The organism is Flavicella sediminum (assembly GCF_006381105.1).
Lineage (GTDB): Bacteria > Bacteroidota > Bacteroidia > Flavobacteriales > Flavobacteriaceae > Flavicella > Flavicella sediminum.
The window spans coordinates 1,676,322-1,701,022 of sequence record NZ_VDET01000002.1; the positions used below are offsets into that span (position 1 = coordinate 1,676,322).

A 24,701-nucleotide genomic window follows, 5' to 3' on the forward strand; every position below is an offset into this window, starting at 1 on the left:
ATACGATAAAAAAGGTGGTTTTAACCACCTTTTTTTGTATCAAATAATTAAGTCAACTGCTCAAATTTATATCATGAAAACGGATCAAAACCAGATTAAAAAATTTGCGATTCTTTTTGCCACGTTTGTTGTGCCTTTGCTTTTTTTCTTGTTCTTAGCATCTGGTAAGGTAAACTTTACAAAACTACCCGTGCTAACTACTCAGGTAAAGAATTTGCCAAGTGAATCAAAAATTTCTTTTCGAGACAAAGTTTCTGTTGTGGCCTTTTTAGGAGAAAAAGAAACCTTAACTTCTGTTCAAGGTTTGTTAAATTTGTACCAAGTTGTTTATAAGTCTACAGAAAAATATACCAAATTTCAAGTGGTGGTTGTACTTCCTGAAACCAGAGAAAAAGGATTGGAAAAATTAAAATCAGAATTGGCGTTTGTAGGTGGGGTCGACTTGCAGAAATGGCATTTTGTAGTGACTTCCGAAGCAAAACTACGCACCTTGTATAACAGTTTTGAAGTTCCAGGAAATTACGATTTAGTTTCAGGAGCTAAGGAGGTGTTTATTGTAGATGAAGCTGTACAACTAAGAGGTAGAACCGATGATGAAGATACCGAAAGTGGTGTTTTATTTGGTTATGATACGGAGTCGGTGGCAGTTTTAAAAAATAAATTGAGAGAAGACTTGAAAGTTGTTTTTTATGAGTCTAAATTTGCCGTAAAAGAACCAAGTTTGGAATAATTTCTAGAATTTTAAAAAGCTAATATTTTGAAAAAAAAATCATACATAGGTATTTCATTTATCATATTGGTATTTGGAATTTGGGTGGTCAGTGAATTTGAAAGTCGTTCTTCAGTAAAGGAATTGGTGACTTTTGAAAAGGTACCTGACTTTTCATTTACCAATCAAAATGGGAAACTAATTAGCAACAAAGATTACGAAGGGAAGGTTTATGTACTGGAGTTTTTCTTTACAAGTTGTCCAACCATCTGTCCGGTTATGACACAAAACACGGTATTACTTCAAAATAAATACTATGGAAACCCTAAGTTCGGAATTGCTTCTATCAGTATCAATCCTGAAAATGATACGCCAGAAGTGTTAAAAGCATATGCTTTGGAAAAAGGAGCAACCATGCACAATTGGCATTTTTTAACAGGAAATGAAGAAGAAATTTATAAATTTTCTAACGAAGGTTTTAAATTGTATGCCGGAAAAAATGAAGAAGTTGAAGGTGGTTTTGAACATTCAGGTTTGTTTGCTTTGGTTGATAAAAATGGTTTTATTCGATCAAGAACGGTTGTAATGGGAGAAAATGAAAACCCAATCAAGTTTTACGATGGTTTAGATAAAGATGCTATTGAAATGTTAAAAGAGGATATTCAAATTTTATTAGAGGAATAATGAGTTCAGAAAAAAAATACAATAAATTAATTATCGCTTTATCCGTGGTAATTCCTTTGGCAGTGGCTATTTTATTTGGTGTGAAAATCGATTTAGAATTACCGATATTTTTACCGCCAATTTATGCAAGTATCAATGCGCTAACAGCTGTTTTGTTAGTTGTTGCAGTTTTACAAGTGAAAAAAGGTAATATAAAATTACACGAACAAGTAATGAAAGCAGCCATTGCATGCTCTGTTCTGTTTTTGGTCTTGTATGTTTTGTACCATATGACTTCAGATTCTACCCAATATGGCGGAGAAGGAATGATGAGAGCTGTTTATTTCTTTATTCTTATTTCACATATTATTCTATCTATTGCTGTTATTCCTTTTGTATTAATTACCTATGTAAGGGCGATTACAAATAATATCGAATTGCATAAAAAAATTGCCAAATATACATTTCCATTGTGGTTGTATGTTGCGGTAACTGGGGTAGTGGTATATCTAATGATCAGTCCTTATTATTAATATTTATTAAAATAGGCCTATGTCTTTAAAAAAAATAGTTGCAGTTATTGTTCTTTTTATTTCTATAGAAAGCAATGCCCAATGTGCTATGTGTAAAGCGGTAGTAGAAAGTGGAGATGTAAGTATGGCTGAAGGTGTAAATGACGGAATTGTGTATTTAATGATTATTCCTTATTTATTGGTTGCGGCTTTAGCGTATGCCCTGTATAGATATATGAAAAAACAAAAAGCATCTAAATAAAGAGTACATGATAGGATTAGGTTTAGCAGCATTAGGACGTCCAGAATACCTTAATATTCGATTAGGGACATCGATAGATAAATCAGAAGCTTCTTATAAGGAAAACGCTTTTAAAGTCTTAGATGCCGCTTATAGCAATGGGGTTCGCTTTTTTGATACCGCACCATCTTATGGAAAAGGAGAATTTTTTTTAAAAGACTGGCAAGCAACCAGATCTTATGCTGATACTGTGCTTTCTACCAAATGGGGCTATACCTATGTGGCCAATTGGGAATTGGGTTTTTCTAGTGCTCATGAAGTAAAAGAACATTCCCTGTCTAAATTAATTGAACAATGGGATACCTCTAAAATTTTATTGCCAAATTTAAAAGTATATCAAATTCACTCGGCTACTTTTGAAAGTGGTGTTTTGGAAAATATAGAAGTGCTAAAAAAACTTTCTGAGATCAAAGCAGCAACGGGACTTAAAATTGGCTTGACAGTTAGTGGAAAAAATCAGAAAGAAGTTATCAAAGCGGCTTTGGAAATTAAAGTCAATGATTTGTCTTTGTTTGATAGTTTTCAAGTGACGTATAATGTTTTTGAACAAGACACTGCCGACATATTAAAAGAAGTACATGTGGCCGGAAAATTCATTATTATAAAAGAAGGTTTGGCGAATGGTCGAGTATTTCTTCCGAGTACAGCACAAGAAATTTTGCAGCAATTGGCTAGTAAATACAAAGTAGGTATAGATGCCATTGCTTTGCGTTTTTGTATAGATAGCATTCCTTCAACGATTGTTTTAAGTGGTGCTTCAGATAGCCAGCAGTTAGAAGAAAATTTAAAAGCACTTACTTTTAAGTTGACTGAAGATGAAATGAAGCTCTTAAAAAGCTGTAAAGTAGATGCTGCCACTTATTGGAAAGAACGTAGCGATTTGTCATGGAATTAAAAAAACCTGCCAAATAAATTACTTGACAGGTTGTTCTATACTGTTTGTTTTTTTTAAAGAAGTCCAGCCCTTTTTAGCAAAGCGTCAGAATTAGGTTTTTTACCTCTAAACTGAATATACAGGTCCATTGGTTTTTGTGTTCCTCCTTGTGATAAAACGGTGTTTTTAAATTTTTCTCCAATTTCTTTATTGAAAATTCCTTCTTGTTTAAAATATTCAAAAGCATCGGCATCTAAAACTTCTGCCCATTTGTAAGAATAATATCCTGCTGAATATCCTCCTTGAAAAATATGAGAAAAAGAAGTACTCATACAGTTTTCAGCAACATCAGGGTACAATTGTGTTTCTGCAAAAGAGGCTTGCTCAAACGTTTTTACATCCAACTTGTCAAAATTCATTTCGCTTTGTGAATGCCAAGACATATCTAGCAAACCAAAACTTAATTGTCTTAAAGTGGCCATACCTTCTAAAAAGCTAGCCGCGTCTTTTATTTTTTGAATCAAATCCATCGGAATCACTTCTCCGGTTTCGTAATGTTTGGCAAAAAGTTTTAATACCTCTTCTTCATAACACCAATTTTCAAAAATCTGACTTGGTAATTCAACAAAATCCCAAGGTACACTGGTTCCTGATAGGCTAGAAAAAGTAGTATTTGCCAACATACCGTGCAAGCCATGTCCAAATTCATGGAAAAGGGTGGTAACTTCGTTAAAAGTTAATAGCGAAGGTTTTGTGGCAGTAGGTTTTGTAAAGTTGCAAACGTTAGAAATATGAGGTCTGCTGTTTTCCCCATTTCTTATATACTGACTTTTATAAGAAGTCATCCAGGCACCATTTCTTTTTCCTGCTCTAGGGAAGAAATCGGCGTAAAAAATTGCGATATACTTGTTGTCCGCATCCGTAACTTTATAAGTTGTTACTTCTTCATGGTATTTGTCAATATCAAATACTTCTTCAAAATTTAATCCAAATAATTTATTGGCAACCGTAAAAGCACCATTTAAAACATTTTCTAATTTGAAATAGGGTTTGATCGCTTCTTCATCAAAATCGAATAATTCTTTTTTTAATTTTTCTGAATAGTAGGCGCCATCCCATTTTTGCAATTGCTCAATACCGTCTTTTTTAGCAAAGGCACTTAAAGTGTCAAATTCCTTTTGGGCAGCAGGCTTCGCTTTTAATAACAATTCGTTTGAAAAATCTAAAACAGTTTCTGGTGTTTCTGCCATACGTTCTTCCAAAACAAAATGTGCATGGGTTTTATAACCTAACAATTCTGCGCGTTGTTGACGTAATTTTACAATCTCTAACACAATTTCTTGATTGTCGTATTCGTTTCCTTGAAAAGATTTTTTTCCAAAAGCAATGGCCATTTCCTTTCTTAAATTTCGGTCATCCAAATAAGTCATAAACGGAATATAACTTGGGTAATCTAAAGTAAATAACCAACCTTCTTTTTCTTTTTGACTTGCCGCTTGTTTTGCTGCCTCTAAAGCGCCTTCTGGAAGTCCTTTTAATTGATCGATGTTGGTAATATGTAATTCATAGGCATTTGTTTCTGCCAAAGAATTTTCTCCAAATTGTAAAGATAATTTGGAAAGTTTCATGTCAATTTCTCTTAGTAAATCCTTGTCCTTTCCTTTTAAGTTGGCACCGTTTCTAGAAAAACCTTTGTATTGTTTTTCCAATAATATCATTTCTTCACCGGTCAAATTCAGTGCATTTCTTTGCTCATAAACTGCTTTTACTTTTTCAAACAAAGCCTCGTTCAATCGGATGTCATTTGAAAATTCAGACAGCCAAGGAGAAACTTCTTGTGCTATTTTCTGAATGTCATCATTGGTTTCTGCAGAATTTAAATTGAAGAAAATACTCGAAATAGTTCCTAGTGTTTCTCCAGAATTTTCTAGGGCTACCGTAGTGTTTTGAAAAGTAGGTGCTTCGTTGTTGTTTACAATCGTAGCTACTTCTTCTTTGGCCAAACGGATTGCTGTTTCAAAAGCAGGCTTGTAATGTTCGTTTTTTATTTTTGAAAAAGGTGCTGTATGGTAAGGGGTGTCGAATTTTTGTAATAATGGATTCATTTTTTTTATTTTGTTAAGTTCAAAAGTTGAATAGTCTAACTTTCGTAATTGCATTTCGGGGACTATAATCAATCAAAAATAGAAAGTTTACAGCAAACCTCTTGCTTTAATTTCTAAATATTTATTAATGGTATCAATAGTCAGGTCCTTAGGACTAGAAAGCAAGGTGTGTATTCCGTATTTTTTAAGCTCAGAGACAATTAGTTTTTTGTCATTCATGAATTTTTCCGCGATGGTTTTATCGTAGATTTCTTGAATTGTTTTGGCAGGTTTGGCAGCAATTTCTTCCAAATGGGTATTCTTAAAAAAGACCACCACTAGCAAATGATTTTTGTTAATTCCTCTCAAATAATTCATTTGTCGGTGTACCGCATCTAGGCTTTCAAAATTGGTAAATAGAATAAGCAAACTTCTTTGACGAATGTTTCTTTTAACCGTTGCATAGAGGTAACTGTAATCCGATTCATGAAAATCGGTTTTTACATTGTACAGCGATTCTAAAATTAAATTCATTTGAGAATTTCTTTTTTCAGCAACTACAAAATTGTCTATTTTTTTTGAAAAAGAAAAACTACCTGCTTTGTCGTGTTTTCTTAAGGCCACACTATTAATTATTAAAGAAGCGTTGATGGCGTGGTCTAACAAACTTAATCCGTCAAAAGGCATTTTCATCACACGACCTTTGTCGATAATAGTATAAATATGCTGTGATTTTTCATCTTGAAATTGATTGACCATCAATTGATTTCTTTTGGCAGTGGCCTTCCAATTAATGTCTCTAATAATATCTCCTTGAACGTATTCTTTTATTTGCTCAAATTCAAAAGAATGTCCAATGCGTCTAATTTTTTTTATACCATGATGACGAGATTGCTGGTTGAAAGCCAACAAATCGTATTTTTTTAGTTGAAGAAAACTCGGATATGTTTTTACGGTTTTCGGCGTTTCAAAAGTAAATTTTCTAGAAACAAACCCGATGGACGATTTTGTATAAACCAATAAATCGCCAAAATGGTATTCACCACGTTGGGTTGGTTTTAGCTCGTAGTTTAGTTTTTTTGTTTCCTGAGGTTTTAATTTATGCGTTAAAGAAAAATCTCTAATTTGAAATTGAAAGGGAAGTTCGTCAATAATTGTAGCAATAATAGCTATCGTATATCGGTTTTCAATAGTAATAGAAATAGGGTTTTGATCTCCGTTTGAAAATTTTTCGGGTAAAATTCGAGTAGCTTCAATGCCCTTTGCTACAAAATACAATGTGAAACCGTCCAACAAAAAGATAAGACTCACCGCAAATAAAAAAAGTTTGCTAAAAAGAAATAAACTTGGATAGATAAATCCAAACATAAACAGCACAATACAAGCCATAAGCACATAAAAAAAACGATTGTTTATGTGTAGTGAGTTGAAAAACTGAGCCAATTTTGCTTGTATGCCAGTTGTTTTTTCTTTTGGTTGCGACTTCATGTTTTATCTTGGAATTTCAACAGTCTTTAAAATGTCTTGAATAATTTGGGCAGCCGTAATTCCTTCCATTTCTCTTTCAGGAGTGACAATGACACGGTGTATTAAAATTGGAATTGCCACCTGTTTGATATCTTCAGGAGTTACAAAATCTCTACCATTAATGGCTGCTAGGGCTTTACTCGCTTTTAATAAGGCAAGAGAAGCTCTTGGTGACGCGCCCAAATACAAAAAGGCATTAGAACGTGTGTTGGTAATAATTTCTGCAATGTATTTGATCAAGTGTGGTTCTATAATAATTTGTTTGATCAATTGCTGATAGGCTACAATTTTTTCTTTGGAAAGACTGTTGGTAATCTGAGCTAATTTGGTGGTTTTTAATTCATGCTCTCGTGTAATAATTTCAATTTCCTCCTCAAACGTAGGATAGTCAATTGTAATTTTAAATAAAAATCGGTCTAATTGCGCTTCTGGTAATTTATAAGTTCCTTCCTGTTCAATTGGGTTTTGCGTTGCCAAAATCATATAAGGCGATTCTAAAGGATATTTGTTGCCATCAATTGTGACTTGCTGTTCTTCCATGACTTCAAAAAGAGCTGCTTGCGTTTTTGCAGGCGCTCTGTTAATTTCATCGGTCAATAATATATTGGCAAACACAGGGCCTTTTTTAAACTCAAATTCGGCTTCTTTTAAATTAAAAATAGAAGTTCCTAATACATCCGAAGGCATTAAATCTGGCGTAAACTGAATTCGGCCAAAATCGGTGTTTAAAGTCTTGGCTAAAAGTTTTGCAGTGATGGTTTTGGCAACACCAGGAACTCCTTCTAATAAAACATGACCTTCAGCAAACAAGGCAACTATCAGCAAATTGGCCACCTGTTTTTGTCCGACAATAACTTTTGAAAGTTCTGCTTTTATTTTTTCTACATTTTCTTGCAATTCTCTTAGATCTAGTCTGTTGTTGAATTGAAAGTCTTGTGTTGTTTCATTTTCCATAATTATATAAATTATTGATTTTTATAGAATTCGTTAATTTTTTTATTCAGTCGAAGCAAAGGTTCTTCTGTTGTGTAATGGTGTTTTTTCATGTTCACAATCATTTGAATCAAAGCTTCCGTTTCTTTTAAATCGGTATTGGATTTACGAGCCAACTTGTTTATAAAATCTTCATCTAGCTTGTCTGTAGATAAATGATATTGACTTCTAATATGTTCTAAGAAATACCTTATTTTCTTTTGGATGATGTTATTTGTATCTGCAGATTCTTGGTACAAATTACTTACTGTTTGTACAAATTCAGTAGTCGTGTTCGAAACTACGGGGAGTATGGGTATGATACGTTGTCGGCGCTTGCTGTTAAATAGTAAAAATAAAGCCAGAGTTACCAAAGCTAAATACCAGCTCCAACGTAAACTTGGTTGAGAAAGAATATAACGCAAAGGAGAATTGCTAAGATCGGGGTCTCGTTTAAAAACTTGATCGAAAAGAATATCTTCCTTAGGAATATAGGATAAGGTGGTATTTATATAATTAAAATTTGTTGCTTTTAGCAATTGGTAGTTGGTAAATATTTCAGGGTTGGTATGCAGATATACGATTCCTTTTTTAAATGGAATTCCCACAAAATTAGTTCGTTTTTTTTGTTTCGAATTGATATAGTACCCTAATTTTTTATTGGCTAAGGTGTCTTTTATATAGGAATTGTTGTTTTCCATTTTACTGTCAAACACCAAGCTGTCAGAAGTATAGTTCAAATGCAAAACATGTTTTGTTTCATCGAATTTTCTTTCGTCATATTGAATTTGAAAATTCAAAGTATCTTTTAAATGATTGCCAAAATGTACTGCAGAAATAAAAGCCGTATTTCCTTGTGCAATAAAAGCTAGTAAGGAATTTACTGAGGTTTTATCAGGTGAAAAATTTTCAGAGATGCTTATATAATTGGTGCTATCAGAGGTATATATTTCTTTATTGGCTTTGGCATACTGATAAAAGGTAACCGGTATTTTTTCAATTTTTTTAGTGGAGAACCAAGAAGGCAATTGTTCAAATAAAATTTTAGTATCCAATGGGTTGGTGGTACTTTCATCAAAGCGATGACTCCAGTCTGGGGTTTGCGGTCCTGTTTTGCTTAGAATTACAAGAAGTATATACACAAGGATGACCGTGATTAAAATAATTTTTCCTTTGCTATTCATGTCCAATTTGTTTTAAAAATTGACGATACAAATTTGCTGTGGTTTCATATTCACTTTCGTTAACTGAAAATTCACCATACCAAATATAGGTGTAGTAGTAGGAAACACGTTTAAAGCTTTGGTAAAACTCGGTAGCCTCCATTTCAAATAAATAATCAATGTTTGTTTTTTCAGGAGTGTAGGTAATTAGCCCTTTTTCATTGGCTTGTTTTAGGAGCCATAAATAGTAGTAACGTACGGCCAATCGGTAATCTTTGTTTTGAATAGCTTCTTCAATTAAGTTTTCAAAATTGACCAAAGCAATATTTTCTTCAATAGTAGAATTTATAGAATTTGGATGGTTTTTCTTTTTGCCAAAGATCCAACGTCCTTCCTTGTTTAAAATTATTTTGACCAGTATGTAGACTGCCATTATGAGAATTAATAGATAAATACCATATTTTAGATAATTAAATATAGCGCTAGCACCTTCTGTAGTTGTTTCAAATAAATTGGCCAAACGATTTAAAATCCAATTTTTAAGTTTTGTAAAAAAGGAAGGTTCAAACTCATAGATATAATTGGCATCCGTATAGTGTTGTTTGAAGGAATCGTCAATTTTCCGAAGCTGAGTCGGTGTGCTCGAAACCAAAGTAGTGTCTATTGCGGGCAAGCTATTTTGTGCGAACAAAAAATTACTGCAAACAAAAAACACAAAAACTATTTTATTTTTTAAGGCCAATTTCTGTGTGTATTTTTTTGTGAACAATAAAAGGATAAACAAGGTAGTAATAGGAAATTAAACTTAGGGTACCCAAAATGATACATAGCGCTAAAAGGATAGGCATATCATTGGCATATCGAGTAATAAAACCTTCTAAAAAACCGGCTGCAATGGTAAAAGGAAATGTGCTAATGACAATTTTAATACTGTTTCTTAAACCTGTTTTAAAGGAGTTTAATCGTGTATGTGTTTTAGGGAATAAAATACTGGCTCCTAGTATAAAACCTGCGGCTCCTTCAATAACAATAGCAAATATTTCCATGGCACCATGAATCCAAATACCTTTTACACTTTTCCAAAAAACACCCTGTTGTTCAAAAAAGTATTGAAAGGCGCCCAGCATAATTCCGTTTTGTAATAAAACATAGCCAGTGCCAATTCCGCCAGAAATTCCAAAAGCAAAACTTGTAAGTCCCACTTTTAAATTATTAAAGGTTATTCCAATAAAACTACCCCAATTGCTCCCGCCTTTGTAGATGGCTGTTGGATTTCCATTTTCAATATTCTTTAGAGTGGTGTTTACATAGTCGTCACCTAAAATTAAGCGGACAAAACTATCTTCATGCATGGCAGAAATTACACCTATTAAAACGGAGAGTCCAAAAACAACAAAGGCATAAAGCATATACCTTTTATAGGTATAAAGAAGTAGCGGTATTTCGGTTTTAAAAAAATAGAGGAAATGATTGCTTTCTTGTCGCTTGGTTTGGTAAATTCTTTGAAATACTTTTACCGCAAGATCATTTAAATAAACAATGAGTTTACTTTTTTTATAGTATGTTTGTGCATAAGCCAAATCATTGATCAGGTGCAAATACAATCTCGCTAATTCATCAGGGTTATCTGTTTTTTTTTGCTTGATTGCTTTTTCAAATTGCAACCATTTTTCTTTATTTAGCTTAATGAATGCTATCTCTCTCATAGAGAAACAAATTACACCAATATATGGCAGAAATACAAATAAACACAACCCAAAATGTAAACATCAGTTTTATTGCCGCAGAAGCTGGCGAACGTATTTTAGCTTGGTTTATAGATGTGTTAATTAAAATAGCATATTTAAGCGTAATTTTTGGTGTGGTCTTTGGCGTTTTTACAAATGGTTTAGATGCTGTAGCGGATGATCAATGGAGTAGGATTGCTTTTGTAATTGTATTGGCGAGTCCTGTTATTGTATATACCTTGGTTTTAGAAAGTTTGTTAAGTGGTCAAACCATAGGAAAGCGGATTGTTCGCATACAAGTCGTAAAAATTGATGGTTACCAAGCTAGTTTTCTAGACTTTTTTATTCGTTGGGTAATGCGGATTGTGGATATAAATTTATTTTCAGGTATTGTTGCTTTGGTTAGTATTGGAAGTACCAAATACCATCAGCGAGTAGGAGATATAGCTTCAGGAACTGCAGTTATTACTAGGAAAAACAAAATAAATATAGATCAAACTATTTTGTTAGAATTGGATGAAGCATACCGGCCGACTTATTTTTCGGTGATAAAATTGTCAGACAATGATATGCGAATTGTAAAGGAGAATTATGAAAACTCCAAAAAACTAGGCGATCATAAAGTAATTTTAAAAATCAAAGAAAAAGTTATAAATGTGATTGGAGAAGAACCGATAAAGGAACACAATGCTTCTTTGTTTTTAGAAACTGTTATAAAGGACTATAATTATTTTACCAAAAATATGTAATAAAAAAAGACAGCTAGCCAGCTGTCTTTTTTTATATAATTTATTCTTCTGTTACACCAATGGCGTCCAGTTCGTCATAAGGTTTTTTGGGATCTGGTCCATATTTATTTTTTCCAACGGTTCCTTCTTTAATGGTAAGAATCAGAAACCAAATACTGCCAATAAATGGAATGAAATAAATTAAAACATGACTTCCCGTTTTATCGATGTCGTGCATTCTTCTTACAGCCAAAGAAATAGTTGGAACAATACTTCCCAGAAAGTACAAGCCTAAAAGACTTGATAGGAGTGTAGAAAAGATACTTTCCTCAGGAAGATCTAATATTCCCATAAATGTAGAAAAAGCCAATAGAATCAGTATTTGAAAAAGTGCATACATCCAATACTCTTTCCGTCTAGCTCGTCCGTTAAATGTTGCGTAGTTTTTAAACGCAAGTAGATACCAATTCATGTTTTTATGCTTGTGCGGTACCTATTTCTTCTAATTCGTCGCTAGGGTTTTTAGGGTTTGGACCGTATTTGTTCGCGCCTTCTTTGCTATCTGTGCAAAAAAGTACAAGTAACCAAATAATACCGACTAAAGGAATCAATGAAATAAATAAAAACCATCCGCTTTTACCTACATCATGTAAACGTCTTACAGAAAGGGATAAATTAGGAACAATAGTTGCCAAGGCATAAAGTGCGTAGATGTATCCATAAATAATCACATCACTAAAGCTTAAGCCTAAAGCGTAATCAAGTGCCATACAAATATATATTGCAATGGTGTTTATCAGTGCAAACATCCAATATTCTTTTCTTCTAGCTCTTCCGTTAAAGTCAGCGTATTTTTTAAACGCCATAAAATACCAATTCATAGTTTTATTTTTTTAGTTAAAATTGAAGAACAAATTTAGGGAAATAAAATGAAGTGTCAATTTCACTCTTTTAACCAAGCTTGTAAGCCACCTGTCAGACTTTTTGCATTTTTATTAGGGTATTTCTCTAAAAATATTTTAGTAGCAATTAGACTTCTTTGTCCGACTTCACAATAAAATATAAGATGGTCAAGGTTTTTAAGTTCTTCTAATTTTTGATGTAGCTCATGTAATGGAATATGTAAGCCGCCAATGTTTAAGTTTTCACGTTCCATTAGTTTGCGCACATCTATGAGTTGAACTTTTTCAAAAGCTAATTTTTCTTTTAATTGCTTTGTGCTAATTTCAATGCTATCATTGTTTTCGATGCCGCAAAAAAAATCATAATCAATTAGTTTTTCAACTATTATGGAAGGATTTTTTTTAAAATTAAGAATGTTCTGTTGTAAATTAAGGGTGTTTAGCGAAAGTAATTTTCCGCTTAGGACTTCACCAATTCCGCAAATTATTTTAAGGACTTCATTGGCTTGGTAGCAACCAATAATACCGGGTAAAACACCCAATACGCCAATGTCGGAACAATTAGGAATACTGTTGGCTTTTGGAGGTTCTGGAAAAAGGCATCGGTAGCTTGGTCCATTTTTATAATTAAAGACACTTACCTGACCTTCAAATTTAAAAATAGCACCAAAAACGAGCGGTTTGTTGCAAAGAACAGCTGCGTCATTTGTCAGGTATCGTGTTTGGAAATTGTCCGATCCATCCACAATAACATCATATTGATTAAAAAGAGCTAAAGCATTATCCGAATTTAAATAGCTTTGATGTGTTTTAAAAGTGACAAACGGGTTGGTTTGTTGCAGTCGTTCTTTGGCGCAAATTACTTTGGGCTTTCCAATGTCGTTTGTTGTAAAAAGAATTTGTCTTTGTAAATTACTCTGTGCTACAACATCATTGTCAATAATTCCAATAGTGCCAACACCAGCTGCCGTTAAATACTGTAAAATAGGACAGCCTAAGCCTCCGGCACCTACTACGAGTACTTTAGCGTTCTTTAATTTTTCTTGTCCTGATATTCCTATTTCACTTAAAATAAAATGGCGGTTGTATTGTTTTTTTTCTTCGGAAGAAAACATTGAGTGCTGCTATGTTTAATGAAAATTAATACCTCAAAAGTACTTGTTTTTTAGAGGGAAGCCAATATTATTTTTATAGAGAATTATTTTTTTTCTAAAACACTCTAATTCAAACAGATAAAATTGAAGGTTTTTTGAGTTTTCTTTCGGTTTTTCGGTTGTTTTTTCGTATGTTTGTAGAGTTAAAAGCATTTGAATAATCTACCCCATCTTTTACAATGTTTAATCTTTAAAAACACGTAATTATGGACATAAAAAACTACTCAATTGAATCTGGTAAAACAGTAACTCAGAACGGCGGATTCCTGTCATCTGTTCAAAGCTTTATCGCTGAGAAAGGAGAGGGGTTGAATTTGTTTCAAAAAGTAATGCTTTCGCTCTATGTTTTAATGACCTTCTTTTTCTTTTTGTCGGCAATCTACTTTGTTTTGACAAAAGGATTTAAGTACTAATAAAGTTGAAAATACAAGTTTGTACATCTGGTGTTATTGTGTAAACGAGGAAGTCCAAGTTGTGTATTCATACAGCTTGGATTTTTTTTGTTTCCCTGTAATGAATTGTCCTATTTATGTTCAAAAGCACTTGTTTTAAAATGTTAATGCTTTTCATTTTTGTAAATCGGATAATTGTTGTTATATTTGCACCGTAAAAATCAAGATTATTGAAGATGAAGGGGACTTACAAGTCCCCTCTTTTTATACTAAACGATGAATAGAGAGCTAGTAAAGCAATTAGTGGAGGACGCAATAAGTGAGGATGAATCATTGTTTTTGATAGATTTGGAGTTTTTGCCAGATAGTAAAATTTCAATATTTATTGATGGTGATAACGGTGTTCCTTTGAACGAATGTATTCGAGTAAGTAGAGCCGTTGAAAATAATTTAGATAGAGAAGAAGAGGATTTTAGTTTAGAAGTAAGTTCTCCGGATATTACAAAACCTTTGGTTGTTCTTCGTCAATATGTAAAAAATATAGGAAGAACCTTGACAATTAAAACAGCAGAAGCTAAATTTGAAGGTGTATTGCATGAAGTTTTAGAAGATGCAATTGTTTTGAAATGGAAAGCTAGAGAGCCAAAACCTATTGGGAAAGGTAAAGTAACAGTTGAGAAAACGGAAAGTATTTCGTTTGATAAGATAGTAGAAGCAAAAGTGAAGCTAATTTTTTAAGATTAACGAAGAAATGGAAAATATAGATTTAATAAATTCATTTTCGGAATTTAAAGATGATAAAAGTATAGACAGGGTAACACTTATGTCTATTTTGGAGGAAGTCTTTAGAGCGGCATTAAAACGTAAATTCGGATCAGATGATAATTTTGATATTATCATCAACCCAGATAAAGGAGATTTAGAAATTTGGCGTAATCGTGTTGTTGTAGCCGATGGAATGTCAGAAGATGATAATGAAGAAATTGAGTTGGCTGAAGCTAGGAAAATTGAACCCGATTTTGAAATTGGTGAAGATGTTTCTGAAGAAGTGAAATTATTTCAATTAGGAAGAAGAGCTATTTTGGCATTACGTCAAAATTTGATCTCTAAAATATATGAACATGATTCTACAAATATTTTCAAACAATTTAAAGAATTAGAAGGAGATTTGTATTCTGCGGAAGTTCATCATATCAAACACAATGCAATTATTTTGTTAGATGATGAAGGAAATGAATTGGTTTTGCCGAAAAGTGAGCAAATTCGTTCTGATTTCTTTAGAAAAGGAGAATCTGTTAGAGGTGTTATTAAAAGTGTAGAACTTAGAGGTAATAAACCTGTAATTATTCTTTCAAGAACAGCTCCAAGTTTCTTAACAAAATTATTTGAACAAGAAATTCCTGAAGTCTTTGACGGTTTAATTACTATTGAAGGAGTTGCAAGAATTCCTGGTGAAAAAGCAAAAGTTGCCGTAGATTCTTACGATGATAGAATTGATCCAGTCGGAGCTTGTGTTGGTATGAAAGGATCTAGAATTCACGGAATTGTTCGTGAACTAGGAAATGAAAATATTGATGTAATTAACTTTACAAAAAATACACAACTATTTATTGCAAGAGCTTTAAGTCCAGCAAAAATAGTGTCTATGAATATTCTTCAAGAACCTGTAGATGGAAAGAAAGGACGTGTAAACGTGTTTTTAAAACCGGAAGAAGTTTCTAGAGCTATTGGTAGAGGTGGTGTAAATATCCGTTTGGCAAGTGAGCTGACAGGATTTGAAATAGACGTACAAAGAGAAGGAGTTGAAGACGAAGATGTTGAATTAACTGAATTCTCTGATGAAATCGAAGGATGGGTGATTCAAGAGTTTAAAAACATTGGTTTAGATACGGCAAGAAGCGTATTGGATAAAGATGTACAAGAACTAGTAAAACGAACAGATTTAGAAGAGGAGACTATTTTAGACGTTCAACGAGTATTAAGGGAAGAATTCGAAGGATAATCTCTAAAAAAAATAAAATTAAGTTTAGACATAGATATGGCTGAAAACAAAACAATACGACTAAACAAAGTCTTAAGAGAACTAAACATTTCATTAGACAGGGCTGTAGAGCATCTGTCCAAAAATGGAATTGAGGTTGAGGCACGTCCTACTACCAAAATTTCTAATGACATTTATGAAGTTTTGTTAGATGGTTTTCAGACGGATAAAAATAAGAAAGCTGCTTCTAAGGAAGTAGGTGAAGAGAAGAAGAAAGAGAAAGAAGAGCTTCGCTTAGCACAAGAAGCTGTTCTTGAAAAGAAACGTCAAGAGGAAGAAAGCCGTAAAGAAGTTTTAAGAGCAAAAGCTGAAAAGCTTGAGATTAAAACAGTCGGTAAAATCGATATCAAAACTGGGAAACCAGAATTGCCAAAGGTAGAGTCTCCTAAAGCGGAAGCCCTAAAAGAGGAAACTCCAAAGGTTGAAGCTCCTAAAACAGAAACTCCACAAGCAGAAGAAACGAAAGTTGAAGCTGTAAAAGAGGTGAAAGTTGAAGAGACGGTTAAGGAAAAAATTCCAGCAAAAGTGGAAGCAGAGAAAAAAGAAAGTCCAAAAGTTTCTGGGCCAGTTACTCCTGCAAAACCTATCGCAGTAAAACCTATTGATCAAGCACAAGAATTTGTAGCTGCTAAACCTCAAGCTCCAAAAAAGCAAGAGCCAAAAGTAGAAGTAAATCCTGAAGAAGCTGAAAAATTAACGACGCAGTACAAAAAATTAGACGGGCCTAAGTTAACAGGTACCGTTATTGATTTGAAGCAATTTGAGCGTCCGAAGAAGAAAAAAGAAGATCCTAAAGCAGCGGCTTCAAAAACAAAAAGAAAGAGAATTGTAAAACCTGCGAACCCTGGACAAAGAAGACCGGGTGGACAAGGTGGCGCAAGAACTCCATTTAATAAAGGGAAAGGAAGAGGTCGTCCGGCACCAGCAGTTAAAAAAGAAGAACCAACTGAAGCAGAAGTACAAAAACAAGTACGTGAAACTTTGGAAAGATTACAAGGAAAATCTTCTAAGAACAAAGGAGCAAAGTACCGTAGAGATAAAAGAGATTTACACCGTCAACAATCTGACATCGATCAGGAGTTAGCGGCTCAAGATAGTAAAATATTAAAAGTAACAGAATTTGTTACTGTAGGTGAAGTTGCTACCATGATGGAAGTTTCTCCAACTCAAATTATTTCAGCGTGTATGACACTTGGAATGATGGTAACAATGAATCAAAGGTTAGATGCTGAAACAATTACAATTGTAGCAGATGAATTTAACTATTCTGTTGAGTTTATTGGAGCTGAAGTTGAAGAGTCTATTATAGAAGAAGAAGATGCTGAAGAAGACTTGACAACAAGAGCACCTATTATTACGGTAATGGGACATGTAGATCACGGTAAAACATCTTTATTGGATTATGTGCGTAAAGCAAACGTAATCGCTGGTGAGTCTGGTGGAATTACACAACATATTGGTGCGTATTCTGTAAGATTAGCGGATGGGCAAAGAATAGCCTTTTTAGATACTCCAGGTCACGAGGCCTTTACAGCCATGAGAGCACGTGGTGCACAGGTTACCGATTTAGTAATTATTGTAATTGCAGCGGATGATGATGTAATGCCACAAACAAAAGAAGCAATCAGTCATGCACAAGCAGCTGGAGTTCCTATTGTATTTGCCATCAATAAAATTGACCGTCCAGCAGCAAATCCTGATAATGTGAAGCAACAATTAGCTTCTATGGATTTATTAGTTGAAGACTGGGGAGGTAAAATTCAATCACATGATATCTCTGCTAAAACTGGACAAGGTGTTGATGAATTGTTAGAAAAAGTATTATTAGAAGCTGAAATCTTAGATTTAAAAGCGAATTCTAATAAGAGAGCCTCTGGTACAGTAGTGGAAGCATTATTAGATAAAGGTAGAGGATATGTATCTACAATTATGGTACAAACAGGTACTTTAAAAATTGGAGATTATGTATTGGCCGGAAGACATAGTGGTAAAGTAAGAGCTATGTTCGACGAAAGAGGAAATAACTTAAAAGAAGCTGGACCTTCTACACCGGTATCATTACTTGGTTTAGATGGAGCGCCTCAAGCAGGTGATAAATTCAACGTATTTGAAGACGAAAGAGAGGCAAAACAAATTGCAACAAAACGTTCTCAATTACAAAGAGAGCAATCTGTAAGAACTCAGAAACATATTACTTTAGATGAGATTGGAAGAAGAATTGCATTGGGTGACTTTAAAGAATTGAACATTATCTTGAAAGGGGATGTGGATGGTTCTGTAGAAGCCTTAACCGATTCATTCCAAAAATTATCTACGGAAGAAATTCAAGTAAATATTGTGCATAAAGGAGTTGGTGCAATTACAGAATCTGATGTGTTATTAGCTTCTGCTTCTGATGCAATTGTAATCGGATTTAATGTACGTCCTTCTGGAAATGCAAGAATAATTGCAGATACGGAAGAAGTTGATATCAGAATGTATTCTATTATATATGATGCAATCAACGACTTGAAAGATGCAATGGAAGGAATGTTGTCTCCAGATATGAAAGAGGAGATTACAGGTACTGCTGAAATTAGAGAAGTATACAAAATTTCTAAAGTAGGTAACATTGCAGGATCTATGGTCTTGACAGGTAAAATCTTTAGAGATTCACAATTACGTGTAATACGTGATAGTATAGTGGTCTTTACTGGAGAATTTGCAGCTTTAAAACGTTTCAAAGATGATGCGAAGGAGGTAGCTAAAGGTTACGATTGTGGTATGCAAATTAAAGGATACAACGATATTAAAATTGGAGATATCATTGAATCATTCCATGAAGTTGCAGTGAAGAAAAAATTGAAATAAATAGAGCAAACGACTCATTTCAGTTATATAATAAAAAAACTCATTAGATTTTCTAATGAGTTTTTTTATGTTTTCTAAGTATAGAAAGTAGGTAGATTGTGGTCTTTTGATTAGGCTATAGGAATAACGAAATACTTCAATTGTTAGCTAGTTGTATAAGCATTTATTTGTTGTGAATACTAGTTAAAAGGACATCTTTAAGTATGTGAAAACAATTCATTGGACTATTTACTCCTTGGTTAAAAGTGTCTATTAGGTGATCCATAATAGATTTTGACAAAAAGAAAAATGCTCATTAGGATTCCTAATGAGCATTTTTATAAAATAGGGAGTTGTTATTTTGTCAGTCTCCAAACTCGTACCCAATCATAAGACGTTGTTCTTTCTTTTTCGTTACCAGTCATTCCTCCATCTGCAGGTACTGGATTCCAATCATAGGTTTCTACCACCATTCTTAAATGCATTGGAATGTCAAAGTCGGCAGGTGGTGTTACTGTTTTTATAAGTTTTCCATCCAAGAAAAACTGTACTTCGGTTTTACTTTTCCACCAAGCTCCATAGGTATGATAATCATCATAAACTTTTCCTGAGTCTAAATTTTGGTTAACTCCAGCAGTTGCTTTTGCATAATCACAACCTTCAGGTATATTTCTGCTATGTGTGTTGGCATGCATGGATTGGTCAAAATTTTGAGCGAATGGTTTTTTGTTATTTATTTCTCCAACACATTCTTGAATATCCAATTCCACAGTTCTTTTGTCACAACCACTTAGATTTTTTCCTTCATTAATTAACCAGAAAGTTGAAGACATAAAGGTTTTGTTAGCTTTCATTCTACATTCGTAATAACCATAAGTCAATGATTCAGTAGAACCAACATAACCACCACCATGGGTAAATACCTTATTGTGTTTTGTAATGGGGGCTGGAAGTTTGTATGCTGTTATGTGCAAAGAACCATTTTTTACACTTATATTGTCTTCCATAAACAAACCGGGTGCTCTCCCGATCCATCCACCTGAAGTGAGCCATTTGCTAGGGTCCAATCTTTTTTTGTTAAATTCATCCGACATGTTTTTGACCAATTTCCATTTTTTTCCTTCAAGGTTAGGAGCTTGTCCGTCGGCAAAGCTGGGAGCTTTTTGAGCCGTTATACTACTTGATATTGCGAAGAGGAGTACCGTTACTGTTCTAAGAAAAAGTTTACTATAATTCATATGATGCGTTTTTAAATTCAAAAGTAAATGTACTTAGATACAACTTTTTCAAACAGAAGATATGTCTTATTCACTAACACGAATGAGTTGTTATGATTAGAAACGTGATAGCTTATAGCTGGTTGAGTAATAACAATAATTAACCTTGGTTTTTAGGAAGCTTGTGTTATTTTTGTTGTGGATTACGTAAAAGAAGCACTATGAATAGGAAAAGTAAAAAAAGAGGTATTGCATTGTTTTTGGTATTGTCAAGTTTTTGTTTTTCAGGAAACTCACAAACAAACATTAAAGCCGGAAAAGGATTGTTCAACGCAAACTGCGTTGCTTGTCATCGTTTGGATAAAAAATTAATTGGTCCTGCACTAATTGAAAGTACCGAAAAACGAACATTTTCTTGGTTTAAAGAATTTGTTTCAGACAATGCTAAAATGAGAGCGAAAGGAGACAAGGAAGCCTTGGCTATTTTCAAGGCATTTAATGGAATTCCAATGCCTGCTTATCCACAATTTTCAGAGAAAGACATGGCAAATATATATGCATATATCAAATCTGAAAAAAAATAAATTATTGATTTCGTTTTTTTTAAAAAAATAGAATTAATCAATCCTTTAGCTTTTTGTAGATTCTCTTTTGATCAGTTCGGTTTCTAAGGTGATAATTTTTGGCTCCTTAGGTTTTTTATTTTTGATGGCTTTTATTTCTTTATACAATTGTTTAAAAGCGGTTTTTCCCATTTGATATCCTGGCTGATCTATGGTTGTTAGTGTTGGTGATATGACGGAGGACATAAACCAATTACTAAATCCAACAATATTTATATCTTCTGGAATTTTAACTCCTTGTTTGTTAAATTCTGTCATGGCACCTATGGCAACTAAATCGGTATTGATAAATATACCATCTACATCGGAATGATCTTTTAATAATTTTTTAGCATTTGTTTTTCCTTCTTCAAAACTCATGTCACCACATTCGCATATATAAACTAAAGAGGGATCGTAGGGTAAATTGTGATCCAACAGTGCTTTTTTATATCCTAAAAAGCGGTCGATAGAATTTTGTGGTAAAAGAGCTCCTCTAAAATGTGCAATTCGTTTGCAACCAATATCAATTAAATGCTTTGTTGCGGTATATGCAGCTTTGCGATCGTCAATAATAACTTTGGAACATTTTACAATTTTAGCAATTTTGTCAAACATCACCAAAGGTTTGTCTTGGGCTAAGACTTCATTTATATGGTCAAATTTTGCGGTTTCGTTGGCCAAGGAAATTAGGATGCCATCTACTCGTTGACTTAATAGTAAATCAATCTGTTTTTTTTCTAAGTCGTAAGATTCATCCGATTGAAGTATGATTACCAAATAGCCTTTTTTTTCTGCTTGTGATATAATTCCTTTAATCACACTTGAAAAGAAATGGTGTACAATCACTGGAATAATCAAACCGATGGTTTTCGATTCTTTGGTTCTTAAATTTACGGCGAAAGAATTTGGTTTGTAATTTAGCATAGATGCTGTTTCTCTTACCAACTTCCTCGTTTTTTTACTAACATCTGGATAGTCTTTTAAGGCTTTTGAAACGGTAGTTATAGAAATATTTAATTGTTCCGCAATTTCTTTTAAGGTAACAGGTTTCATTTTTTTGTTTAGAATTGGTTTGGTTAAATATAAGTAAAAAAGTGTTTCGAAAACGTTTTCGTTACTTTCGAAAACGTTTTCGATAATATAATTGCTACATTAACATGTTGTTAAATATAAATTAGCTAAAAATTAACTAAATAATTTATTGATTAACTAAAATTTAAACGAAATGAATTCTATTAAACAAAGTGGATTTTTATTGATTATGATGCTTCTTACAGCAACTGGCCTTGTGGCGCAATCAATATCAGGAAATGTGAAAGACGAGACAGGTACACCTATACCCGGTGTAAATGTAATTTTAGATGGAACGATTAAAGGGGCGGTTTCAGATTTTGATGGTAATTATACGATTTCAAATATTGAAAACGGGACCTATACTTTAACCGCAACTTTTGTTGGTTTTGCAAATGTTTCAAAAAGTGTAAGCATACAAGATGCCAATGTAACCATGAATATAGTAATGTCTGAAGATGCTGAATCGTTGGATGAAATTATTGTGACTGGTGTTGTAAATCCAAAGTCTAAATTAGAATCAAGTATTTCTGTTTCTACCATGAACGCTTCCTTAATTGAACAGGCATCTCCAAGAAGTTCTGGTGAACTTTTTAGAAATGTACCAGGTATCCGAGCAGAATCTTCAGGTGGTGAAGGAAATGCGAATTTTAATGTTCGTGGTGTTCCTGTTTCTTCTGGAGGATCTAGATATTTTCAAATTCAAGAAGATGGATTGCCATTGAATTTATTTGGAGATACTTCTTTTGGAAATGCAGATAATTTTTTAAGAATTGATTCAAATATTGGTAGAGTGGAAGCAATTAGAGGTGGTTCTGCATCTACACAAACTTCTAACGGACCAGCAGGTATCATTAATATGATTAGTAAAACTGGTACTACAGAAGGTGGTTCTATAGGAACAACTTTTGGTTTGGACTACGAAACGAATAGATTAGATTTTGAATATGGTACACCTATAGGTGATGGTTTGTCTTACCATATTGGTGGATTTATGAGAACAGGTGAAGGACCAAGAAATATTGGTTACCAAGGAAATAAAGGAGGGCAAATTAAAGCCAACTTAACCAAAAGGTTTGAAAATGGTTATGTGCGTACTTATGTAAAGTATTTAAACGACAAATCAGTGATGTATTTACCAATGCCAATGTTGTTAGAAGGAGATAATTCAAATCCTACCTATTCTAATTTACCAGGTTTTGATATTACTTCTGATGCGACTCATTCTGCTTATTTACAACAAAGTGCTGGAACATCTCCTTTTGATGGATCGAGACATGTAAATGACGTAAGAAGTGGTAATAATCCTATTTCAAAATCTATTGGAGCAGAGTTTTCTTTTGACTTACCAAATGATTTTAAAGTAACGGGTAAAGCTAGATATTCTAATAATAGTGGAGAATGGGTTGCCCCATTTACAGCAGGTGTTGGTACGGTTTCTGAAATGGAAACTTTGGCAAGAGATGCCTCTGGAGCAACAGGATCTTTAGTGTATTCTGATGGAGCAAGAGAAGCTTTTGCACCTTCAAATGGATTGGCACAAGTTATTCATATGTTTGATGTTACGGTTGATGATTTAAGTAACTTTTTCAGTGATGTGAAAATTAGCAAGAAAATTAATGACAATGTTGGAATTACAGCAGGTTTGTTTACAGCAACTCAAAACACGAAAATAGGATGGCAATGGAATTCTTTTTTATCGGAAGTAAAAGGAGGTGGAGAAGCAAGATTAGCTGATTTTGATGGCTATTCTAGAAATGGTCAGTTTTCTTATGGAACACCAGTTTGGGGTAACTGTTGTCAACGTAAATACAATACAGTCCATAATGTAAATTCACCTTATGTTGGTGTAGATGCAAATATAAACGAGAAGTTAAACTTTGATGGTAGTATTCGTTTTGAAAATGTAAGTGTAAATGGAAACATTCAAGGAGGACCTACAAGTCAAGGTAATTTTGATTATGATGGAAATGGAACGATAGAAGGTATTGAAGAAAGTGTTCCTCTTGTTCTTGGTAATGCAGGACAAATAGTAAATGATGATTATAATTTTATTTCGTATTCTGCAGGTCTTAATTATAAATTTAATGAGGGTACAGCAATGTTTGCTAGATATAGTGCAGGTGCTTCTGGAAGGGCTGCAGATAGAAATTCTTATGGAATTGATGGTTTGGCAGATGTTCAGTACGATGAATTGTCACAACTAGAAGTTGGTTACAAGACAAGACTTTCAAACGGAGTTTTAAACCTTACCGGTTTTATGAGTAATACAAATGAAGGAGTTAGTAATGAATTGAATAGAACAGTTGGTAATCCATTTAAAGCTTTAGGTTTGGAGGCTGAAACGGCTTTGTCTTTTGGAGATAATTTATCATTAAATGGTTCTTTTACTTGGACAAAAGCAGAAATTGATGGAGGTGACAACAAAGGAAATACACCAAGAAGACAAGCGGAGTTGGTTTACAATATCTCTCCTAGGTATAACTTTGGTGAAAACAAAGAACACAGTGTGGCACTAAGTGCATTGGGTACGTCTAAATCGTATGCGCAAGATGACAATACTTTGGTAATGCCTGCCTACACTTACTTTAACTTAATTGGTAGAGCTGGGTTAACAAAAGGACTTTCAGTAGTGTTAAGTGTGAACAATATTTTTGATGCAGTTGGAATTACAGAGGTTGAAGGAAACGGAGATGGAGCTTACGGAGCAAATCGTTTGGTAAGAGCAAGATCAATTAGTGGTCGTTCTTCTACCTTGTCTTTACAATATAAGTTTTAAGTTTAGATTGGTTTTATATTGTTAGCAAAAGGGTTGGGGTTACGCACTAACTTCCAGCCCTTTTTTAATTCACTTTTTTATTTCTAAATTATGAGAGCACTTATTTTTTCAGTACTATTAGTACTAGCCTTTACAAACATTAGTTATGGTCAAGTAGCAAGTTCTACTTCTTTAACAGAAAAAAAAGAAACCAAAAAAATGATTGTATATGGAAGTGATACTTGTCACTACTGTCTAGATGCAAAGGCTTATTTAAAAGAAAGAAAAATTGATTTTATTTATTACGATGTCGATTTAAATTTAGTGAAGCAAAGAGAAATGTTGGTCAAATTGCAAAAAGCAGGTATTTCTGTAGATAATTTGTCTTTACCTGTTGTAGATTTACAAGGTAAAATGCTAATGAACGGTGCTAATTTTGAAGCGTTTCTTAAAAAATTAAACTAAAAAAATA

The 24,701-nt window shown here is 33.5% G+C and carries 24 protein-coding genes; 13 read left to right on the plus strand and 11 right to left on the minus strand.

Translation table 11 applies throughout. The annotated features are described in order from the left end of the window. Positions 1-73 precede the first annotated feature (73 nt). From FGM02_RS06985 to FGM02_RS07005, 5 genes are read left to right on the plus strand one after another with little or no spacing between them, the layout of a single operon-like run. Positions 74-730 carry a hypothetical protein gene (locus FGM02_RS06985; RefSeq protein WP_139957583.1) on the plus strand — a complete coding sequence of 219 codons (657 nt, stop codon included), beginning with the start codon at positions 74-76 and terminating at the stop codon, positions 728-730. Positions 731-757: 27 nt separating this feature from the next. Next, on the plus strand, positions 758-1,393 hold the full coding sequence (locus FGM02_RS06990; RefSeq protein WP_394344436.1) for an SCO family protein: 636 nt from the start codon (positions 758-760) through the stop codon (positions 1,391-1,393). Beyond that, entirely contained in the window at positions 1,393-1,905 is a 513-nt protein-coding gene (locus FGM02_RS06995) for a DUF420 domain-containing protein (RefSeq protein WP_139957585.1), read from the plus strand. The genes FGM02_RS06990 and FGM02_RS06995 overlap by 1 nt, the downstream gene beginning before the upstream one ends. A gap of 19 nt (positions 1,906-1,924) precedes the next feature. Further along, complete coding sequence (locus FGM02_RS07000; RefSeq protein WP_139957586.1) at positions 1,925-2,146, plus strand: hypothetical protein; 222 nt, start codon at positions 1,925-1,927, stop codon at positions 2,144-2,146. 7 nt (positions 2,147-2,153) lie between these two features. Beyond that, positions 2,154-3,080: an aldo/keto reductase gene (locus FGM02_RS07005; RefSeq protein ID WP_139957587.1), complete on the plus strand. Its 927-nt coding sequence runs from the start codon at positions 2,154-2,156 to the stop codon at positions 3,078-3,080. Between the two features lie 53 nt (positions 3,081-3,133). Here FGM02_RS07005 and FGM02_RS07010 read toward each other — a convergent pair whose 3' ends face one another. The 6 genes from FGM02_RS07010 to FGM02_RS07035 form a co-directional block, all read right to left on the minus strand. Continuing rightward, positions 3,134-5,164: a M3 family metallopeptidase gene (locus tag FGM02_RS07010; RefSeq protein ID WP_139957588.1), complete on the minus strand. Its 2,031-nt coding sequence runs from the start codon at positions 5,162-5,164 to the stop codon at positions 3,134-3,136. An 87-nt stretch (positions 5,165-5,251) separates the two neighbouring features. Beyond that, positions 5,252-6,631: a DUF58 domain-containing protein gene (locus FGM02_RS07015; RefSeq protein WP_243739368.1), complete on the minus strand. Its 1,380-nt coding sequence runs from the start codon at positions 6,629-6,631 to the stop codon at positions 5,252-5,254. A gap of 3 nt (positions 6,632-6,634) precedes the next feature. Then, positions 6,635-7,624 carry an AAA family ATPase gene (locus tag FGM02_RS07020; protein ID WP_139957589.1) on the minus strand — a complete coding sequence of 330 codons (990 nt, stop codon included), beginning with the start codon at positions 7,622-7,624 and terminating at the stop codon, positions 6,635-6,637. An 11-nt stretch (positions 7,625-7,635) separates the two neighbouring features. Continuing rightward, positions 7,636-8,826, minus strand: a complete 1,191-nt coding sequence (locus FGM02_RS07025) for a DUF4350 domain-containing protein (RefSeq protein ID WP_139957590.1) — start codon at positions 8,824-8,826, stop codon at positions 7,636-7,638. Then, positions 8,819-9,478, minus strand: a complete 660-nt coding sequence (locus FGM02_RS07030; protein WP_139957591.1) for a hypothetical protein — start codon at positions 9,476-9,478, stop codon at positions 8,819-8,821. The genes FGM02_RS07025 and FGM02_RS07030 overlap by 8 nt, the downstream gene beginning before the upstream one ends. A 52-nt stretch (positions 9,479-9,530) precedes the next feature. Further along, positions 9,531-10,511, minus strand: a complete 981-nt coding sequence (locus FGM02_RS07035) for a stage II sporulation protein M (RefSeq protein WP_139957592.1) — start codon at positions 10,509-10,511, stop codon at positions 9,531-9,533. 23 nt (positions 10,512-10,534) lie between these two features. On the opposite strand from FGM02_RS07035, the gene FGM02_RS07040 reads away from it, so the two are divergent. After that, on the plus strand, positions 10,535-11,281 hold the full coding sequence (locus FGM02_RS07040; protein WP_139957593.1) for an RDD family protein: 747 nt from the start codon (positions 10,535-10,537) through the stop codon (positions 11,279-11,281). 40 nt (positions 11,282-11,321) lie between these two features. Here FGM02_RS07040 and FGM02_RS07045 read toward each other — a convergent pair whose 3' ends face one another. From FGM02_RS07045 to moeB, 3 genes are all read right to left on the minus strand, one after another. Beyond that, entirely contained in the window at positions 11,322-11,732 is a 411-nt protein-coding gene (locus FGM02_RS07045) for a DUF805 domain-containing protein (RefSeq protein WP_139957594.1), read from the minus strand. A 4-nt stretch (positions 11,733-11,736) separates the two neighbouring features. Continuing rightward, positions 11,737-12,141 carry a DUF805 domain-containing protein gene (locus FGM02_RS07050; RefSeq protein ID WP_139957595.1) on the minus strand — a complete coding sequence of 135 codons (405 nt, stop codon included), beginning with the start codon at positions 12,139-12,141 and terminating at the stop codon, positions 11,737-11,739. 62 nt (positions 12,142-12,203) lie between these two features. Beyond that, positions 12,204-13,277, minus strand: coding sequence for a molybdopterin-synthase adenylyltransferase MoeB (moeB, locus tag FGM02_RS07055; RefSeq protein ID WP_139957596.1), 1,074 nt, complete (start codon positions 13,275-13,277; stop codon positions 12,204-12,206). Positions 13,278-13,522: 245 nt separating this feature from the next. On the opposite strand from moeB, the gene FGM02_RS07060 reads away from it, so the two are divergent. From FGM02_RS07060 to infB, 4 genes are all read left to right on the plus strand, one after another. Then, positions 13,523-13,729, plus strand: a complete 207-nt coding sequence (locus FGM02_RS07060; RefSeq protein ID WP_139957597.1) for a hypothetical protein — start codon at positions 13,523-13,525, stop codon at positions 13,727-13,729. Between the two features lie 255 nt (positions 13,730-13,984). Beyond that, the gene (gene rimP / locus FGM02_RS07065; protein ID WP_139957598.1) at positions 13,985-14,446 is read left to right on the plus strand and encodes a ribosome assembly cofactor RimP; all 462 of its coding nucleotides are present in this window, start codon (positions 13,985-13,987) and stop codon (positions 14,444-14,446) included. A gap of 13 nt (positions 14,447-14,459) precedes the next feature. Beyond that, positions 14,460-15,710, plus strand: coding sequence for a transcription termination factor NusA (gene nusA, locus FGM02_RS07070; protein ID WP_139957599.1), 1,251 nt, complete (start codon positions 14,460-14,462; stop codon positions 15,708-15,710). 36 nt (positions 15,711-15,746) lie between these two features. Next, entirely contained in the window at positions 15,747-18,599 is a 2,853-nt protein-coding gene (infB, locus tag FGM02_RS07075) for a translation initiation factor IF-2 (RefSeq protein WP_139957600.1), read from the plus strand. A gap of 335 nt (positions 18,600-18,934) precedes the next feature. On the opposite strand, the gene FGM02_RS07080 is transcribed toward infB, so the two are convergent. Then, complete coding sequence (locus tag FGM02_RS07080; RefSeq protein ID WP_139957601.1) at positions 18,935-19,816, minus strand: family 16 glycosylhydrolase; 882 nt, start codon at positions 19,814-19,816, stop codon at positions 18,935-18,937. A gap of 200 nt (positions 19,817-20,016) precedes the next feature. Between FGM02_RS07080 and FGM02_RS07085 the strand changes: the two genes are divergently transcribed. Beyond that, on the plus strand, positions 20,017-20,379 hold the full coding sequence (locus tag FGM02_RS07085; RefSeq protein WP_139957602.1) for a c-type cytochrome: 363 nt from the start codon (positions 20,017-20,019) through the stop codon (positions 20,377-20,379). Positions 20,380-20,424: 45 nt separating this feature from the next. Here the strand turns inward: FGM02_RS07085 and FGM02_RS07090 are convergent, their stop codons facing one another. After that, positions 20,425-21,453 carry a LacI family DNA-binding transcriptional regulator gene (locus tag FGM02_RS07090; RefSeq protein WP_139957603.1) on the minus strand — a complete coding sequence of 343 codons (1,029 nt, stop codon included), beginning with the start codon at positions 21,451-21,453 and terminating at the stop codon, positions 20,425-20,427. A gap of 172 nt (positions 21,454-21,625) precedes the next feature. On the opposite strand from FGM02_RS07090, the gene FGM02_RS07095 reads away from it, so the two are divergent. Then, complete coding sequence (locus FGM02_RS07095; protein WP_139957604.1) at positions 21,626-24,250, plus strand: TonB-dependent receptor; 2,625 nt, start codon at positions 21,626-21,628, stop codon at positions 24,248-24,250. Positions 24,251-24,340: 90 nt separating this feature from the next. Continuing rightward, positions 24,341-24,694, plus strand: a complete 354-nt coding sequence (locus tag FGM02_RS07100; RefSeq protein WP_139957605.1) for a glutaredoxin family protein — start codon at positions 24,341-24,343, stop codon at positions 24,692-24,694. The last annotated feature ends 7 nt before the right edge of the window (positions 24,695-24,701 follow it).

Bases quoted from the DNA above. Each gene is read 5' to 3' on its own strand.
- FGM02_RS07040 (WP_139957593.1), top strand. From the start codon at position 10,535: ATGGCAGAAATACAAATAAACACAACCCAAAATGTAAACATCAGTTTT.
- FGM02_RS07050 (WP_139957595.1), bottom strand. From the start codon at position 12,141: ATGAATTGGTATTTTATGGCGTTTAAAAAATACGCTGACTTTAACGGA.
- FGM02_RS07010 (WP_139957588.1), bottom strand. From the start codon at position 5,164: ATGAATCCATTATTACAAAAATTCGACACCCCTTACCATACAGCACCT.
- FGM02_RS06985 (WP_139957583.1), top strand. From the start codon at position 74: ATGAAAACGGATCAAAACCAGATTAAAAAATTTGCGATTCTTTTTGCC.
- FGM02_RS06995 (WP_139957585.1), top strand. From the start codon at position 1,393: ATGAGTTCAGAAAAAAAATACAATAAATTAATTATCGCTTTATCCGTG.
- FGM02_RS07095 (WP_139957604.1), top strand. From the start codon at position 21,626: ATGAATTCTATTAAACAAAGTGGATTTTTATTGATTATGATGCTTCTT.
- FGM02_RS07045 (WP_139957594.1), bottom strand. From the start codon at position 11,732: ATGAATTGGTATCTACTTGCGTTTAAAAACTACGCAACATTTAACGGA.
- rimP (WP_139957598.1), top strand. From the start codon at position 13,985: ATGAATAGAGAGCTAGTAAAGCAATTAGTGGAGGACGCAATAAGTGAG.
- FGM02_RS07080 (WP_139957601.1), bottom strand. From the start codon at position 19,816: ATGAATTATAGTAAACTTTTTCTTAGAACAGTAACGGTACTCCTCTTC.
- FGM02_RS07000 (WP_139957586.1), top strand. From the start codon at position 1,925: ATGTCTTTAAAAAAAATAGTTGCAGTTATTGTTCTTTTTATTTCTATA.
- infB (WP_139957600.1), top strand. From the start codon at position 15,747: ATGGCTGAAAACAAAACAATACGACTAAACAAAGTCTTAAGAGAACTA.
- nusA (WP_139957599.1), top strand. From the start codon at position 14,460: ATGGAAAATATAGATTTAATAAATTCATTTTCGGAATTTAAAGATGAT.
- FGM02_RS07100 (WP_139957605.1), top strand. From the start codon at position 24,341: ATGAGAGCACTTATTTTTTCAGTACTATTAGTACTAGCCTTTACAAAC.
- FGM02_RS07015 (WP_243739368.1), bottom strand. From the start codon at position 6,631: ATGAAGTCGCAACCAAAAGAAAAAACAACTGGCATACAAGCAAAATTG.
- FGM02_RS07035 (WP_139957592.1), bottom strand. From the start codon at position 10,511: ATGAGAGAGATAGCATTCATTAAGCTAAATAAAGAAAAATGGTTGCAA.
- FGM02_RS07090 (WP_139957603.1), bottom strand. From the start codon at position 21,453: ATGAAACCTGTTACCTTAAAAGAAATTGCGGAACAATTAAATATTTCT.
- FGM02_RS07005 (WP_139957587.1), top strand. From the start codon at position 2,154: ATGATAGGATTAGGTTTAGCAGCATTAGGACGTCCAGAATACCTTAAT.
- FGM02_RS07085 (WP_139957602.1), top strand. From the start codon at position 20,017: ATGAATAGGAAAAGTAAAAAAAGAGGTATTGCATTGTTTTTGGTATTG.
- FGM02_RS07025 (WP_139957590.1), bottom strand. From the start codon at position 8,826: ATGAATAGCAAAGGAAAAATTATTTTAATCACGGTCATCCTTGTGTAT.
- FGM02_RS07060 (WP_139957597.1), top strand. From the start codon at position 13,523: ATGGACATAAAAAACTACTCAATTGAATCTGGTAAAACAGTAACTCAG.
- moeB (WP_139957596.1), bottom strand. From the start codon at position 13,277: ATGTTTTCTTCCGAAGAAAAAAAACAATACAACCGCCATTTTATTTTA.
- FGM02_RS07020 (WP_139957589.1), bottom strand. From the start codon at position 7,624: ATGGAAAATGAAACAACACAAGACTTTCAATTCAACAACAGACTAGAT.